Raw genomic sequence first — 14,885 nt, 5'->3', positions numbered from 1 at the left:
TGCGCCGTCCGACTACGCGGTGACCGACACGGAGGAACAGAACTCCGCGCGGCCTGACCAGGATAAGCCTGTCTCGAAGAATCTCGACCCGAAGAATCTCGACTCGAAGAAGTCTGGGGTTACGGTGGGTGAATTCCCGCTGCGCGACCCGACGGTGCCCGGGTCTACGGAGTCTGATCTGCCGCCGCCCGACGCTACGCCGTCCGACTCTGTACTGCCCGATTCTGTGCCGTCCGACTCTGTGCTGCCCGATTCGGAGCTGCCCGACTCAGCGAGGCCCGTCCCCGCTGTTTCCCGCATTGCCGGGGCTCTCCCGGCTCCGGCAACCCCGTCTGCCGGGCGACGGACACTCCCCATGCCGGCCCCGACGCCGTCTCCCGCGCCCACGCTGGCGGCGCTCATAGGGGAACTGGAGGCCGCCCTGGAGCGGGTGTCTCCCGGGCAGGCCCGCGCGCTCCTGCTCCGCCCGGAACGATTTACGCTGCGCCCGAAACACCCCATCCCCGAGCCGCCCGCACCTACCCCTCCGTCGGTCACGCCGCGCTCCGCGGCCCGGGCCGCGACGCCTCCCACCGCGGCGCGGATCCGGACCGGATTGGGCGCCCCGTCCGCCTCGGATGCAGCCCCGGCCATAGCGCGGGCACCGGCCACGACGGCACCGGCTGTGCCTCCGCCCCACGAAGGTTCCCCTGGCACCGGGGAGATCCCCTCCCTGGTGGAGCTGGCCGAGCACGCCCTCACCCTCGCGCCGCACCGTATCGCGCCCGCGGTCCGGGCCCTCCTCGGCACCGTGCTCCACGACGGCCCGCTGCGCGATGTCCTCCTACACACCTGGGCCTGGGGGCCCGCGGCCGGCTGGGACCTGATCGCGGACCTGGAGGCACATCCCCCGCGGCTTCTCCGCGGCCTGCGATATCTCTGCGGGGACGCACCCACCCCACCGATCCCACACCGCCTGCATCGCTCACGCCTGCTGTGTTCCCACCTCGGCAACACTCTCCCCGATACCCGCCGCGAGGGTGCCCGGGAGGCCGGCGCGTGGCTCGCCTGGGCCGCGGGCGACCTCGCCGAAACCCAGCGGCTCCTCGGACACCCCGGGGCCCCGCACGCCAACCCCCGATTTGTCCACACACTCAAAAACGCCGTAAATCGCGGCGAAAAACCACGCTGGGGGTGCATTTCCGGCAATCCCCAATAAAAAGACCCGCCAAAGTCGCGCAGAGTTCCCTTCGGTCGGTAGACTCAGGCGACGGGAAGAGAACTCGGTGCCATAGTGTCGCCGTTGTGTGACATTTGGTCGAAAGGAAACCGTGTGAGCGAGCTTGACGTGCGTATCGGCTCGCAGCATGTTACCCGGGAGTCCCTCCCCGACGTGAGCATCAGCTGGGCAGTCGCCACCGATACCGGACGCAAACGTGAAGTCAATCAAGACTCCGTCATCGTCGAATTTCCCCTCTTCTCCGTGGCCGACGGCATGGGCGGACACGAGGCCGGCGAGGTCGCCAGCGCCGCCGTCGTCGACCACTTCCGCACCCTCATCGCCGAATCCCCCCGCGTCACCCGCGACGGCCTCGAACAGGCCCTCCGTGGCGCCGTCCACGATATGGCCGCCGCCGTCGGCGACTCCGAACTCGGCACCGGCACCACCGTCACCGGCGTACTCTACGGCGACGGCGACCCCACCGGAAACGGCTGGACCGTCTTCAACATCGGCGACTCCCGCGTCTACCGCCTCGTCGCCGGCGAACTTGAACAACTCACCGTAGACCACTCCGTGGTCCAGGAACTCCTCGCCGCCGGAGCAATCAGCGCCGAAGAAGCCGAAACCCACCCCCACGGCAACGTCATCACCCGCGCCGTAGGCCTCAACGAAGACCCCATCCCCGACTATCTGCACATCGACAACACCGATGGCGCCCGCTGGCTCGTCTGCTCCGACGGACTCACCAAAGAACTCACCGACTACGGCATCCAGCACTTCCTCACCGTCTCCGCACAACCCGCCGACGCCCTCCTCGCAATGTTCCGCGCCGCCCTGGATAACGGCGGACGCGATAACATCACCGCAATCGTCTTTGACGAACGCCTCCACCCGGAAACCCTCCCCACCGCCTAACCCGCGCCCCGGCCGGCCCGCAGCACCCCGGCCATACCACCGCGTATAGTCCGCACCGCGTCGGCGCGCACCCGCGCCCCTGCACGCACCCGCGCCCCTGCACGCAGCCGCGCTCCCGGGCACGCTCGCGCTCTGGCACGCACCCGTACCCCGGGGTGCACTCATGCCCCGGGAAGCATCCGTGATTCGGCGCACACCCGCGCTCCCGGTCGCACCCGCACTCTGGGGCGCACCTGCGCACCTGCGCGCTCCCTGGGTCCGGGGCGCATCCGTGTTCCTGCACACATCTATACCCTCGCGTGCACCTGTGCACCTGTGCTCTTGCGCGCAACCGTGGTCGGGGGCCCACCCGTGTTCCGGGGCGTATTCTTGCTCCTGCACATAGCTGTGCCCCTGCGTGTATCTGTGCTTTTGTGTGCACCCGCACTCACGGGCGCATCTGCGCTCCTGCACGCACCGGCGCTCCCGGGCGCACCTGTGCTCTTGAATACACCGGTGAGCCTGCGTGCACCTGTGTTCCTGCACGCACCTGTGCTCCTGCGTGCACCTATGCCCCTGCACGCACCCGTACCCCGAGGAGCACCCGCTCCCCGGCGCGCGCTCACGGCCGCAGCCTCCGGGTTTTGGGGAACGTACACACCCCTACCCGCCCCACGCAAAACGGGTATATGACCGCGGGAATTACCCACCGTCATATACCCGTTGGCCGCCGGGTGAACCCGGCATGAGGCTAGTGCGGAAGCTCCGCGAGCAGGCCCGCGCTATCCTTCTTCACCCGGCCGCCCTGGACCACGGCGATGATCTCGGAGGGATCGGCGAGGGCGTGAATCTCGGTGAGCGGATCCCGGCGCGTGAACACCAGATCCGCGAGCTTCCCCGCCTCGATCGTGCCCAGATCGGCATCCAGGCGCAGCAGCTCGGCCGCATTAATGGTGCCCGCCGCGAGCGCGCCCGCGGGGCTCATCCCCAGATCCACAAGATGACCCAGCTCGGTCAGGTTGGTGCCGTGCGGGCACACTCCCGAATCGGTGCCCAGCGCCACCCGCACCCCGGCGCGGATCGCCCGCGTCAGGTGCTCGCGGGCGATGGCCGACCAGCGGACCTTCTTGGCATAAAGCACCGGGGAGACCTTCTGCGGATCCGGCAGGCGCAGCGCGGAACTGAGCGTGGGCACCAGGAACGTGCCCTTTTCAATCATCAGGGCAATACCCTCATCATCGATCTCATACCCGTGCTCAATGCTGCTCACCCCGCCCCGAATGGCCTCCAGGATGCCCTCGGTGCCCTGCGCATGCGAGGTCACTGGCTGGCCCTGACGCCGCCCGGTCTCCTCCACCGCGATGGCCACCTGATGCTCCGGAACCCCCAGATCATGCGGGGTATCGGAGGGGCTGGACACGCCACCCGTGGTACACACCTTGATCACATCGGCCTCGCTGCGCACGAGCTCGCGCACCGTGAGCCGCATCTGATCATCGGTATCCACGATCCGCATAAAACCATCCGAGATGCCCGCGGTCGGGTCCACCCCATTGGCCAGATGCGAATCGGCATGCCCACCCGTGGGGGAGAGCACCGCGATGGCCAGGTGCAGCCGCGGACCATCAATCAGGCCCGCCGCAATCGCATTACGATAGCCCGCATCCAGCCCACCCAGGTCACGCACGGTGGTGATTCCGGCATGCAGGGTATCGCGCACGGTGCCCATCGCCAGGAAATGCTGCTGGCTCTCAAACTGACTCATCATCACCAGCGGATTGGTCTCCAGCGCAAACCGCAGGTGCACATGGGTATCGATGAACCCCGGAAGCACCGTCACGCCGCCAAGATCAATCGTGGGTCCCGCATCCACCGTGACCTCGGGACGGAACGCACCGGCATAGACGATCCGGTCGTCCACCACCTCGATCTCGCTACCGGGCTGCACGCTCTCGCCGGTGCCGGACCACAGGTTCACCCCGGTCAGGCGATACGTTCCGGAAAACGCGGGGGTACGCGGCAGGCGCGCGGCGTGATGGGGCTTCAGGGCTGTAGTCATCGTTTTAGATCTTCTCTTCCAGGTCGAGGGGCAGCTGAATAACGGTGGTCTGCGGGCGGTTCTGGCGCAGCGTGGGCAGCACCAGCAGGCCCACGAGGCAGGACGCCGCACAGACGATCCACACCGTGACATATCCGCCGAGCGAGGCGGCACCATATTCGGGCATCACAAACGAGGCGAGGATCAGGCCAAAGGCCGAACCGGCCACGGCGCCACCGAGGGTCTTCAGCGAGTTATACAGGCCGGTCGCGATACCGGTGGAATCCAGCGGAGCCTCCTCCGAGATCAGCGCGGGCAGCGCACCCAGCAGCAGACCCACACCCAGGCCGCTCACGATCAGCGACACAATGATCGCCGTGAGCGAGGTATTCAGCACGGCCATACCGATCTGGCCGATAAAGCCCGCCGAGAGACCAATCAGCAGCACCTTCAGCAGGCCGAGGCGCTTCGCGATCCGGGCAAAGGCAATCGAGGAGAGCATCGCCGGGAAAATCGAGACCAGGCTGATCAGCGAGAGCTTGCTCGCGGGCATCGAGAATCCATAACCCAGGCGTGCCGGGTCTCCCGCGAGGAACGTCATCAGAATCGTCTGCGTCCCCAGCGCGATCACACCCACAATGAAGGAGATGACATAGGCGGGCCACAGCTTGGACTGGGTGATCAGCGAGAGATCAATCGCCGGAACCTCGGCGCGACGCTCCCACCAGACCCAGACCAGGAAGACCACAACCGCGCCGATGATCGGCAGCAGCGTGCCCAGCGAGGCAAAACCGGCCTGCGAGGCCTGCTGCAGGCCCCAGAGCAGGAGCAGCATAAATACGGCGAGCCCGGCAAAGCCCCAGCCATCGATCTTCGGATTGGCGCGCTCGGTGGACTCGGGAACGGCCACAAAAACGGCCACGATGCAGAGCAGGAGGATGACCACGGGGATCAGCAGAACCGTGGTGAAGTTTTCCAGGTTCGAGGTGAAACCGGCGGAGATCGAACCGATCACGGCGCCCAGGGTGATGCTGGCCACCAGCATACCGATGGCCTTACGCGAGGACGCGAGGCTCAGGCGGCTGTGCACGATGGCGATTTCCAGGGGCAGCCATACCGCGAGCGGACCACACAGGATGCGGCCGAGCAGGGCGAGCGGGAACGAGGGCGACAGTGCCACGAGCGTTGCGCCGATCGCCACCGAAATCACGGTGAGCCGGAGGATCCGGCGGTGACCAAAAATATCTCCGAGCTTGGAGAGCACCGGAACACTCACGCCCGCGGCGAGGGTCTGCGCCGTCACAAACCAGGTGATCTGGGCGTCGGTGATATCCCAGTGTTCAATCATTCCGCCAAAGAGGGGCGAATAATAGCCCTGCAGAAAACCACTGCTCAACTCCACAAAGAGCAGAAACCCGACGATTGCGACGACCCGCTGCGCGGGCTGCGTCGACGAAGCGAGAGGGGAACCCGAGGAAGGATTCTTGGACATAGCGGTACGGCCTTTCACTGCGCGATAAGCTCACCGTCCGCCCTGGACGGGGAGAGATTTGTGCTACTTAAGTGTGTCTTCTCGTCGAAACGAGGACTACGCGGTGACGCGTAATGGTGGTGCCTGCGCAACCGAGCTGGCGATTTGGCGGAAGGTTTCCGGCGTCAGCTGCTCATCGCGGACGATCGTGCGATAAAACGCAAACCCCGCCACCATGTCCAGGAGGGCATCGGCGTCCGTCTCCGGGGGCAGCTCTCCGCGCCCTATCCCGCGGGCCACAATGGTGCGGCCACGATCGCGGCGATAGACGGTGAGATGCTGGGCGACGGCGCTGCGCACACCGGGTTCGGTGAGCACCGCCCACAGGGGTCGGGTGCCGGGGCGATCGCCATCGGCGCGGTGGTGAATCATGCTCTGTTCCTGGTGCAAAACCAGGTCCTCGACAAAGTCACCGGTATCGGGCTCGTCTCCGAGCGGGGAATAGCGCAGGATGATGTCCGCGGCCAGCCCCTCCATATCGGCCCAACGCCGGTAGATCGCGGTTTTGCCGCACCCCACCGTCGTGGCGATGGCGCCCACCCGCAGCCCGGAGAATCCGGAGACGCGCAGAACATCCTCGGCCGCATCAAGAATGCGTTCGGTCAGCTCGGCGTCCTGGACCCGGCCCGCGGTGGGTTTTGTCGTCATCGTCATCGGATAAGGAAAACACACATCCGTTCAATTCGCAACGCAACGTATCGGAAGGCGACATAATTGCTGTATTCTCGGATCAGAATTGCGATCCGAGTAGTTTCGTTATTATTGTTTTGAGCCAAGGAAGGCCCCAATGATGATTCCCCCTGCGCCCCCCGCCGCCGATCTTATTCACCTCCGCGATGGCCTGCGCAGCGGAGCGATTAACGCCGTGGACCTCCTCGCGGAAATGCGCGAACGCGCGCGCCGCTGGGACCCGCTGCTCGGCAGCTATCTGAGTATCTTCGACGAGGGCGCGCTGGCCGCCGCCCGGGAACACGAGCGGGCGCGGGAGGCCGGCGAGGTCCTCCCCGCACTCTCCGGGGTGCCGCTGGGTATTAAGGCGCTTTTTGCCACGGTGGAGGAACCGGCAAATGCGCAGAGCCTCGTTTTGGATCCGCGCCGCCGCGTGGGGGCCGATGCCGATGCCGTGGCCCGATTGCGCGCCGCGGGCGCGGTCATCACCGGACATAACACCATGGTGGAGCACGCGATGGGGCGTCCCGACCCCGCCAAGCCCTTCCCGATTCCCCGCAACCCCTGGGATCTCACCCGCTGGCCCGGGGGCTCCAGCTCGGGCACCGCCAATGGCCTGGCCGCCGGATTTTTTGCCGGCGGGCTGGGCACCGATACCACCGGGTCGATCCGGATCCCCGCGGCCATGTGTGGCCTCACCGGGCTTAAGCCCACCCACGGTGTGGTGCCCACCGGCGGCTGCCTGCCGGCAAGCCCCAGCCTGGATCACGCCGGACCGATCGTGCGCAGCGCCCGCGATGCCCGCCTCCTGATGGAGGTGCTTGCCCCCGGATTTGATGCCGCCACCCCCGCGGATCCGCTCCGCATCGGTGTGCCCGAGGAACTCCTCACCGCCGAGCGCGGAGTGAGCGACGATACGCTCGCGGCGGTGCGCCGCGCCCTGGGCCTGCTCTCCGAACGCGGCTATCACATCGAGCCGCTTGCGCTGCCCGAATTTGACGAGCTGATCTCGCTGACCTTTTGCATCGCGGTGGCCGAGACCTATGCCGAGCATGCCGAGCGCCTGCGCACCCAGTGGAACGATTATGGCCGTTCCTTCCGCCGCCTGATCGTGCTGGGGGCGGCCATCCCCGGGCCGGTGCTTGCGGGCGCCCGGGAACGCATCGCGCTCCTGCGCCGCGAGCTGGCCGAACGCCTCGCGGGGTTCACGGCGATCGCCACACCCACCTGGCCCACCGGGGCCGCGCCCTATGCTGCGAGCAGCATTCCCGCGGACCAAACCAATTTCACCGCCGCGTGGAGCGCCCTGGGATTCCCCTCGCTGAGCCTGCCCGCCGGATTCGACGAGAACGGCATGCCCGTGGGTCTGCTGCTGACGGGCGTGCCCGGGAGCGATGCCACGCTGCTGGGCGCGGGTGAGGCCCTGCAGGAGGTGGACGATACCCACCTGCGCGCACCAAATCTGGAGGTGACCGCGGCCGGCGATCCCGGGCCCGTACCCGATCCCGACCGGGACGCGGAGATCACGGGGGCCACCATCGCCCCCGCGGATCAGGCCCCGTGGCTCGCGGCGCTGGGGCTCACCCTGGACGCCCACGAATATGCGGTCATCGAGGCGACCAGCCGCGCGCTCTTCGCCGCCACCGCGCCGCGGTAGCTAGCCGGCGATGATGGTGGGGGAGACGCGAATCTCTCCCACCACGGCCCCGCCGCCCGAGAGCTGCAGCGGCAGCCGGGCGATCGTGGCCTCGGCCTGATCCTGGGGCACCGCACCGGCATCCACGAGCAGGCTCAGGCCCACAAGCGCCGCGGCCCGCGGGCTGCCGTCGAGGATCTTCACCGCGGCGGTGGTGCCATCCGGCGCGGCCATCGCGATGATGCCCTCGGCGCCGGTCTTGGTAAAGACTCCCAGCTGATCCACGATCACGGTATCCGGGCGGCCCGGGCCGTCGATGGCCCATCCCTCGGAGAGCACCGCATCGGCGAGGATGCCGGCATTACGATATAGGGCAAACGGCGAGGACGCCGAGGACGTGCGAATGCGCGCAAATCCGCGGGCGAGCCCCGCGAGGGAGATCGCAAATACCGGCGCACCGCAGCCGTCCACCCCGGTCAGGAGGGGGCGCTCGCCGCAGAAACGCTCGATCACATCGCGCACCTGAAGCTGCACGGGATGCTGGGGGTCCAGATAGTTTTCTATGGGCCAGCCGTTTTGGGCGCAGGCCAGCAGGAACGCGGCATGCTTACCCGAGCACTCCATATAGATGGGGGCGGGCTCGACGTTATCGCGCAGCAGCTCGGTGCGAGAGGCGTTATCGCGCGGCAGGGCGGGTGGGCACTGCAGCGCCGCCTCGGTCAGGCCGGCCTGCGCGATCATGCTGCGCACCACCGAGATATGCCGCTGCGTGCCGCAGTGGCTCGCGCTCGCGAGCACCGCGGCGGCCGAGCGTAGGCCCACACCCGAGTTCATGGCGGCGATGGCCTGGAAGGGCTTCAGCGCCGAGCGCGGAAAGACCGGGGCCTGCGGATCGCCGAGCGAGCGGATCACCTCGGCGTGCTGGTTCAGGACAATTGCCGAACCGATATGACGGGACTCCACAAAGCCGCTGCGCACCACCTGAGCCAGCTCGACGGCATGCGCCGCGCTAAATGTTTCGGCCAGGACGGGGGAAGCACTCTGAATTGGGGTCACCAATCCAGCGTACCCGGATCGCTCCGGCATGTCAGACTAGACACCATGTATGGCGAACACAATTATGAACTTGCCCTGCGCTGGGACGGCAATCGGGGAACGGGCACCAGCGGCTATCGGGATTATGGCCGCGATGTGCGGGTATCGGTCGCCGGAAAACCCGATCTGGAGGGCTCCGCGGATCGCCCGTTCCGCGGCGATCCCCAGAAATGGAACCCCGAGGATCTGCTGCTCGCGGCCCTCGCACAGTGCCATCTGCTGAGCTATCTGCACGTCGCCGTGACCGCGGGTGTGGTGGTCACCGATTATCGGGACGTGGCCACCGCGCTGATGCGCGAGGACGGCGCGGGCGGCGGCAATTTTATCGAGGCCGTGCTGCACCCCGTGGTCACGATCGAGCGGGAGTCGATGCGGGAGGCGGCGCTCGCCGCGCATCAGCGGGCCAATGAACTGTGTTTTATCGCGCGCTCGGTGAATTTCCCCGTGCGGCATGAACCCGAGATTCGGGTGCGCGGCTAGTCCTCCAGGAGCCGCTGGAGCGCGCCCAGATTATCGCGCATACCGTGCGCAAAGAGGCGTTCGGCCATGGGGGCGAGCAGCCGCACCGGGCCGGTGAGCCCCTCGGCCCCGATCGAGCCCGTGAGTTCCAGCGCGCATCCCCCGGATACCGGCTCCACGGTATAGCGGTAGCGAAACGGGGTGGGGCCCTGCACGGAGGTGAAGGTGACGGTTTTCCCCTCCTCGAAGTTGGTACGCGCCACCCGATTCCTCACGTCGCCTCCGGGGAGCGTGCGATACACCGCATATTCGGTGCCTGCTGCGCCGAGTTTTTCCACGCGCGTGACCGCCGCATACCAGCGCGGCATCGTGGCAAAATCGGCCACGAAGTTAAATACGCGCTCGGGGGAGGCGGCGATCTCCAGGTTCAGGGTAAACGTCATCTTATCCTCGGTGCTCTTCCCGCCGGCCACTGCGGCGCGGGGCGGGCCCCTCGAGAATAACAACGCTTGCCGCCGCCGGGGTGGCGCGCCGCCTGGGCGGCGGTTCCGGGATGGCGGATAGCCGCGGGGTGGGGGAGGCTAGAAGCGCTCGCGCCGCCAGACCGCGCGGCGAACCTTCTCGATCACATCGGCGGGCGGAGACTCGTTATATTCGTGGGCGAGCTCCTGCTCGCTCAGCGCGTGAATCGCGGCCATGATCTCATCGGTGGCGAGGCGTCGAGCCTTGCCGCTGGTGGCCGGGCCGTGCGCGCTCACGTCGATGGGCTCACCAAAGCGCAGCGTGACGCGCTTAAGTCGCGGAACCTTCGCGCCGATCGGCAGCATCTTATTGGTGCCGATCAGGCCCACCGGGACCACGGTGGCGCCCGTGGTCAGTGCAAGCCAGGCCACACCCGTGCGGCCCTTATAGAGGCGGCCATCCAGCGAGCGGGTGCCCTCGGGATAGATCGCAAACGCGTTGCCCCCCTCGAGGATCTGCTTTCCCTGGTCCAGGGCCTCCTGCGCGGCGGCCCCGGCGCCGCGGCGCACGCCCACGGCACCGATCGAGGTGAAGAAGATGCGGGAGAACCAGCCCTTAATGCCGGTCCCCTCAAAATAGGCCGATTTTGCCAGGAACTGCACGCGGCGCGGGGCCAGCACGGGAATGATGATGCTGTCGATAAAGGACAGGTGGTTGCTCGCGAGGATCACGGGACCCTCCAGCGGCACGTTTTTACGCCCCTCGATCCGCGGCCGATAAATGATCTTGGCGATCGGGATCATGACCGCGCGCCCCAGGTGGTATACAAACCCGGGCTTGGAGGCGGTGGTAATTTCTGCGTTCTCGGTCACTTCATCGAGGGTACTCTGCCGAGTATGCCCTCCGCGTTATGCGGTCGGCGCGGCGAAATTCCACGCATTTTCGCAATCGGCTCAGGCGAGATCCAGACTTATCGGGCAAACTAGGGATATCCCTATTGCCCCCAAGCGTTTGATGAAAGTTTTTTCGTGAAGATTCCCTCCTTTATTGCCCTGGCGGCGGCCACCTCGCTGCTGCTTGTCGGATGCTCCAGCGGCTCCGGCGATGCCGCCACGGACGAGGCCAGCTGTGTCCCGCTCTCCGCAGGCAAGGAGGTGGAATCGGCCAAGATCGATAAGGACTTCGGTAAGGTCCCGAATATCAGCATCGCAAAGGGCACCAAGGTGAGCACCTCGCAGGCGCGCACCGTGGTCGAGGGCAAGGGCGAGAAGACCGTGTCGGGAGACATCGTCACCGCCAATATCAGCCTCTATAACGCCACCACCGGCGATGCCACCCATACCTCGAAGTACGACGGCAGCGATTCCGATGTCCTCGCCCTGGATAAGGAAAAAATCCCCGCCGGCATCCTGGCCGCGCTGGGCTGCCATAACATCGGCTCGCGCATCGCGGTTCTCTCCACCCCCGCGGATATGTACGGCGAGCAGGGCTACCCGCAGCTGAACATCGGCGCCGATGACAGCCTGCTGATCGTGGCCGATATCGTTTCGGTGGAAAAGCCCCCGACCGACCGCCCGCTCTCGGGCGAATATAAGGACGCCCCCACGGTGTCCTTTAACGGCGAGCAGGTTCCCACCATCTCGCTGCCCGATACCAACCCGCCCAGCAAGCTCACGTTTGAGGAGCTGGAGGCCGGCGATGGCGAGCTGGTCCAGTCCGGCGATCAGGTCACCGTGAACTATATGGGCATGAACTGGCGCACCGGCCTGGTCTTCGACGATAGCTATAAGCGCGGCCAGCCCGCCACGTTTGGTTCCACCCAGGTCATCGAGGGCTTCAGCAAGGCCCTGGTGGATCATAAGGTCGGCTCGAAGACGCTTGTGGTCATCCCGCCCGCCGAGGGCTATGGCGCCAACGGAAACGCGCAGGCCGATATTAAGGGCACCGATACCCTGGTGTTCTATGTGGAGATCCTCGCTACCACGCGCTAATCGCGGCGACATATACGGCCCCGGAATTCTCCGGGGCCGTTTTGTCTGCCCCGGGGGCGGGGGATCGCGCTACGCTGGAGCGGTGGCGGCGAGCTCACCGGCACTTCCCCGGACGCAAGGAGTATTCGCCGCATGCGACGCATTATCATTCTCGGATCCACCGGTTCCATCGGCACCCAGGCGCTCGACGTGATTCGCGCCAACCGCACCCGCTTTGAGGTGGTGGGCCTCGCCGCGGGAACCGATGCGGTGACCCTCGCGGCCCAGGCCGAGGAGTTTGGGGTGGAACACACGGCCCTGGGCATCGCGGAATCGGAGCAGCTGGTGCGTGATGTGGAGGCCGATGTGGTGCTCAACGGCATCACCGGCTCGATCGGGCTGGGCCCCACCCTCGCCGCGCTGCGGGCCGGCCGTATCCTGGCGCTGGCCAATAAGGAGTCCCTGATCGTGGGCGGCGACCTCGTGCGTGACCTCGCCGCACCGGGCCAGATTGTGCCCGTGGACTCCGAACACTCGGCGATTGCGCAGGCGCTGCGCGGCGGCGAAAAGCATGAGGTGCGCCGCCTGATCCTGACCGCCTCGGGTGGCCCGTTCCGCGGCCGCTCGCGCGAATCGCTGCGCTCGGTCACGCCCGCGCAGGCCCTCGCCCATCCCACCTGGGATATGGGCCTGATGGTCACCACCAATTCCTCCACCCTGGTTAATAAGGGGCTCGAGGTGATCGAGGCGCACCTGCTCTTTGGTGTGCCCTATGACCGCATCGACGTGACCGTGCACCCGCAGTCGATTGTGCACTCGATGGTGGAGTTCATCGACGGCTCCACCCTGGCCCAGGCCTCGCCCCCGGATATGCGCCTGCCGATCTCGCTCGGGCTGGACTGGCCGCACCGCGTCGCGGGCGTGGGTGCGCCGCTGGACTGGACCCGCTCGCAGGCCTGGACCTTCGAGCCGCTGGACGATGAGGCATTCCCGGCGGTGGAGCTGGCCAAGACCGTGGGGCGTGCCGGTTCGAGCTTCCCCGCGGTATATAACGCCGCCAATGAGGAGGCCGTGCTGGCCTTCCACGCGGGGGCCCTGTCCTATCTGGGGATCCTGGATACCGTGCGGGCCGTGGTGGAGGCGCATGAGGCCAACGATGTGCTGAGCCTGGAATCGCTGGCCGAAGCCGAGACCTGGGCGCGCGAGAAGGCCCGCGCGCTGATTGCCCGCTAGGGCCGGCAGCCCGCCGCGGCAGGTTTAGTCGAGCCAGCCAAATTCGCGCAGGGCGGCGCGCGAGGCGTCCACCACGGAAAACGGACGTTCCACGCCGCCCACATCGCGATAGTCCTGCGAGGCCAGGCCGCACCACAGGATGGTGTCATTGGCGCCGGCACGCTCCACGGCGGTGCGGATTGCCCGCGCCGGATCGGGAACCTCGAGGATATGATCGGCGGTGACCTGGGTGCGTGCCCCCGCGACCAGCGCGGCGCGAATCTCGCCCGGGTTTTCGGTGCGGCTATGGTGATCGGTGATGATCAGCAGGTCGCTGCCGCGCGCGGCCTCCGCGCCCATCTCGGGGCGCTTGCTGGAATCGCGCCCGCCATCGGCGCCGGTGACCATGATCACGCGGCCCGGGGTCACGGCGCGCACTGCCTGCAGCGTTTTGGCAAAGGCATCCGGGGTATGGCCGGAGTCCACATAGAGGGTGGGACCGGAATCTCCCGAGACGCGCACGAGGCGGCCGGGCAATTCGGCGGAGATCTCGCCATCGGCGGCGAGTACCTGCGCGATGGTGGTGAGCTTCAGCCCGGCCTCCACCAGCATCGCGATGGCCAGCCCGGCATTGGAGGCCATATGGGCCCCGATCATCGGAATACGGGTGCGCACCGAGCCATGGGTCGGGTTATCCAGGAGGAACGTGGTGTGGGTGGGGTGTTCCTGCTCCACCGTGACCACCCAGTCGGTGACCGTGCCCGCGGGGGCCACGCCCGCGGTGGAGATTGTGGTCACGGGGATCTGCGCGCGATCGCGCACGGTCAGGCCCGCGGGGGTGTCCAGGCAGACCACGGCGCGGCGGGCATAGCGCGGTTCAAAGAGCTCGATCTTGGCGTCGAGATAATCGTCCATGCTGTCATAGTCGTCGAGGTGGTCGTGGCTGAGGTTGGTGAAACCAACCACATCAAATTTCACGCCGTTGATGCGGTGACGGGTCAGGGCGTGCGCGCTGACCTCGATCACCGCGGCATCCACCCCGGCCTCGATCATGCGCGCCAGGAGCGCGTGTACCTCGGGGGCCTCGGGGGTGGTCAGGTGGCTGATCACGGCCTCGGTGCCGATGCGCCGCTCGGCGGTGGAGCTCAGGCCCGTGATCAGGCCCAGCTGGCGCAGCAGCGCGTCGAGGAAATGGGCGGTGGAGGTTTTGCCGTTGGTGCCGGTGATGCCCAGCGTCAGGGCGTGGATGATATCGGTGCCATAGACGCGGGAGGCGAGGGTCCCGGCATATTCGCGCGGGTTATCGCGGCCGATAAATACTGGCAGCCGGCAATCGCCGGCCTCGGCGATCAGGCGCGCACCCTCGGCATCGGTGAGGACGGCGACAGCGCCGCGCTCCTGCGCCTGCGCGGCAAATTTGGCGCCGTGAAAGCGGGCGCCGGGAACGCCGAGGAAAAGATCCCCCGACTCCACCTCATTGCCGGCCATGCTCACGCCGGTCACGGTGATCGTGCGGGCCCGGGCGAGATCGCTGGGGCCGGTATCGCCGCCCGCGGCGGGGTCGGCGAGGATGCCGTCGATCAGATCGGCGAGGGTCGTGGCGGTGCGCTGTAGGGGTCTCACCCCCTAATCGTCTCATGATCGGGCCCCGCGCCTCCCCATCGCCTCACGGTGTTCTCCCAGCCCTTCACAGGGTTCTTACAGCGCTAATGGTCGGT

General features: G+C 67.0%; 13 protein-coding genes. 6 read left to right on the top strand and 7 right to left on the bottom strand.

Going from position 1 to position 14,885, the window contains the following annotated elements:
* Nucleotides 1–664 precede the first annotated feature (664 nt).
* Together KXZ72_RS05600 and KXZ72_RS05595 are read left to right on the top strand one after the other, a co-directional pair.
* The gene (locus KXZ72_RS05600; RefSeq protein ID WP_226083556.1) at nt 665–1,198 is read left to right on the top strand and encodes a hypothetical protein; all 534 of its coding nucleotides are present in this window, start codon (nt 665–667) and stop codon (nt 1,196–1,198) included.
* Between the two features lie 114 nt (nt 1,199–1,312).
* Nucleotides 1,313–2,116: a PP2C family protein-serine/threonine phosphatase gene (locus tag KXZ72_RS05595; RefSeq protein ID WP_226082821.1), complete on the top strand. Its 804-nt coding sequence runs from the start codon at nt 1,313–1,315 to the stop codon at nt 2,114–2,116.
* A gap of 730 nt (nt 2,117–2,846) precedes the next feature.
* On the opposite strand, the gene KXZ72_RS05590 is transcribed toward KXZ72_RS05595, so the two are convergent.
* The 3 genes from KXZ72_RS05590 to KXZ72_RS05580 all read right to left on the bottom strand — a co-directional run bounded on the left by KXZ72_RS05590 (nt 2,847) and on the right by KXZ72_RS05580 (nt 6,312).
* Complete coding sequence (locus tag KXZ72_RS05590; protein WP_226082819.1) at nt 2,847–4,154, bottom strand: metal-dependent hydrolase family protein; 1,308 nt, start codon at nt 4,152–4,154, stop codon at nt 2,847–2,849.
* Between the two features lie 4 nt (nt 4,155–4,158).
* Nucleotides 4,159–5,625 carry an MFS transporter gene (locus KXZ72_RS05585; RefSeq protein WP_226082817.1) on the bottom strand — a complete coding sequence of 489 codons (1,467 nt, stop codon included), beginning with the start codon at nt 5,623–5,625 and terminating at the stop codon, nt 4,159–4,161.
* Between the two features lie 96 nt (nt 5,626–5,721).
* A complete protein-coding gene (locus KXZ72_RS05580; RefSeq protein WP_226082815.1) occupies nt 5,722–6,312 on the bottom strand; it encodes a TetR/AcrR family transcriptional regulator in 591 nt (196 codons plus the stop codon).
* A gap of 139 nt (nt 6,313–6,451) precedes the next feature.
* Here KXZ72_RS05580 and KXZ72_RS05575 point away from each other — a divergent pair, with 139 nt between their 5' ends.
* Entirely contained in the window at nt 6,452–7,990 is a 1,539-nt protein-coding gene (locus KXZ72_RS05575; protein ID WP_226082813.1) for an amidase, read from the top strand.
* Here KXZ72_RS05575 and KXZ72_RS05570 read toward each other — a convergent pair whose 3' ends face one another.
* On the bottom strand, nt 7,991–9,025 hold the full coding sequence (locus tag KXZ72_RS05570; protein WP_226082812.1) for an asparaginase: 1,035 nt from the start codon (nt 9,023–9,025) through the stop codon (nt 7,991–7,993).
* Between the two features lie 45 nt (nt 9,026–9,070).
* Here KXZ72_RS05570 and KXZ72_RS05565 point away from each other — a divergent pair, with 45 nt between their 5' ends.
* Nucleotides 9,071–9,544, top strand: coding sequence for an OsmC family protein (locus KXZ72_RS05565; protein WP_226082810.1), 474 nt, complete (start codon nt 9,071–9,073; stop codon nt 9,542–9,544).
* Here KXZ72_RS05565 and KXZ72_RS05560 read toward each other — a convergent pair.
* Together KXZ72_RS05560 and KXZ72_RS05555 are read right to left on the bottom strand one after the other, a co-directional pair.
* Nucleotides 9,541–9,966, bottom strand: coding sequence for an SRPBCC family protein (locus tag KXZ72_RS05560; RefSeq protein WP_226082808.1), 426 nt, complete (start codon nt 9,964–9,966; stop codon nt 9,541–9,543). The genes KXZ72_RS05565 and KXZ72_RS05560 overlap by 4 nt on opposite strands.
* A gap of 138 nt (nt 9,967–10,104) precedes the next feature.
* Nucleotides 10,105–10,788: a lysophospholipid acyltransferase family protein gene (locus KXZ72_RS05555; RefSeq protein ID WP_226083440.1), complete on the bottom strand. Its 684-nt coding sequence runs from the start codon at nt 10,786–10,788 to the stop codon at nt 10,105–10,107.
* A 225-nt stretch (nt 10,789–11,013) separates the two neighbouring features.
* Between KXZ72_RS05555 and KXZ72_RS05550 the strand changes: the two genes are divergently transcribed.
* Nucleotides 11,014–11,976: an FKBP-type peptidyl-prolyl cis-trans isomerase gene (locus KXZ72_RS05550; protein ID WP_226082806.1), complete on the top strand. Its 963-nt coding sequence runs from the start codon at nt 11,014–11,016 to the stop codon at nt 11,974–11,976.
* A gap of 132 nt (nt 11,977–12,108) precedes the next feature.
* Nucleotides 12,109–13,188, top strand: coding sequence for a 1-deoxy-D-xylulose-5-phosphate reductoisomerase (locus KXZ72_RS05545; protein WP_226082805.1), 1,080 nt, complete (start codon nt 12,109–12,111; stop codon nt 13,186–13,188).
* 24 nt (nt 13,189–13,212) lie between these two features.
* Here the strand turns inward: KXZ72_RS05545 and KXZ72_RS05540 are convergent, their stop codons facing one another.
* On the bottom strand, nt 13,213–14,790 hold the full coding sequence (locus KXZ72_RS05540) for a Mur ligase family protein (protein ID WP_226082804.1): 1,578 nt from the start codon (nt 14,788–14,790) through the stop codon (nt 13,213–13,215).
* Nucleotides 14,791–14,885 lie beyond the last annotated feature (95 nt).

This window comes from Mycetocola spongiae (genome assembly GCF_020424085.1).
In the GTDB taxonomy this organism is placed as follows: Bacteria; Actinomycetota; Actinomycetes; order Actinomycetales; family Microbacteriaceae; genus Mycetocola; species Mycetocola spongiae.
The sequence above is the reverse complement of the archived record's forward strand: the minus strand, read 5'-3'. Positions and strand labels throughout refer to the sequence as shown.

What these genes read in the sequence shown, in the direction of transcription:
- KXZ72_RS05590 (WP_226082819.1), bottom strand. Translation starts at nt 4,154, where the DNA reads ATGACTACAGCCCTGAAGCCCCATCACGCCGCGCGCCTGCCGCGTACC.
- KXZ72_RS05585 (WP_226082817.1), bottom strand. Translation starts at nt 5,625, where the DNA reads ATGTCCAAGAATCCTTCCTCGGGTTCCCCTCTCGCTTCGTCGACGCAG.
- KXZ72_RS05580 (WP_226082815.1), bottom strand. Translation starts at nt 6,312, where the DNA reads ATGACGACAAAACCCACCGCGGGCCGGGTCCAGGACGCCGAGCTGACC.
- KXZ72_RS05575 (WP_226082813.1), top strand. Translation starts at nt 6,452, where the DNA reads ATGATGATTCCCCCTGCGCCCCCCGCCGCCGATCTTATTCACCTCCGC.
- KXZ72_RS05565 (WP_226082810.1), top strand. Translation starts at nt 9,071, where the DNA reads ATGTATGGCGAACACAATTATGAACTTGCCCTGCGCTGGGACGGCAAT.
- KXZ72_RS05560 (WP_226082808.1), bottom strand. Translation starts at nt 9,966, where the DNA reads ATGACGTTTACCCTGAACCTGGAGATCGCCGCCTCCCCCGAGCGCGTA.
- KXZ72_RS05555 (WP_226083440.1), bottom strand. Translation starts at nt 10,788, where the DNA reads ATGATCCCGATCGCCAAGATCATTTATCGGCCGCGGATCGAGGGGCGT.
- KXZ72_RS05545 (WP_226082805.1), top strand. Translation starts at nt 12,109, where the DNA reads ATGCGACGCATTATCATTCTCGGATCCACCGGTTCCATCGGCACCCAG.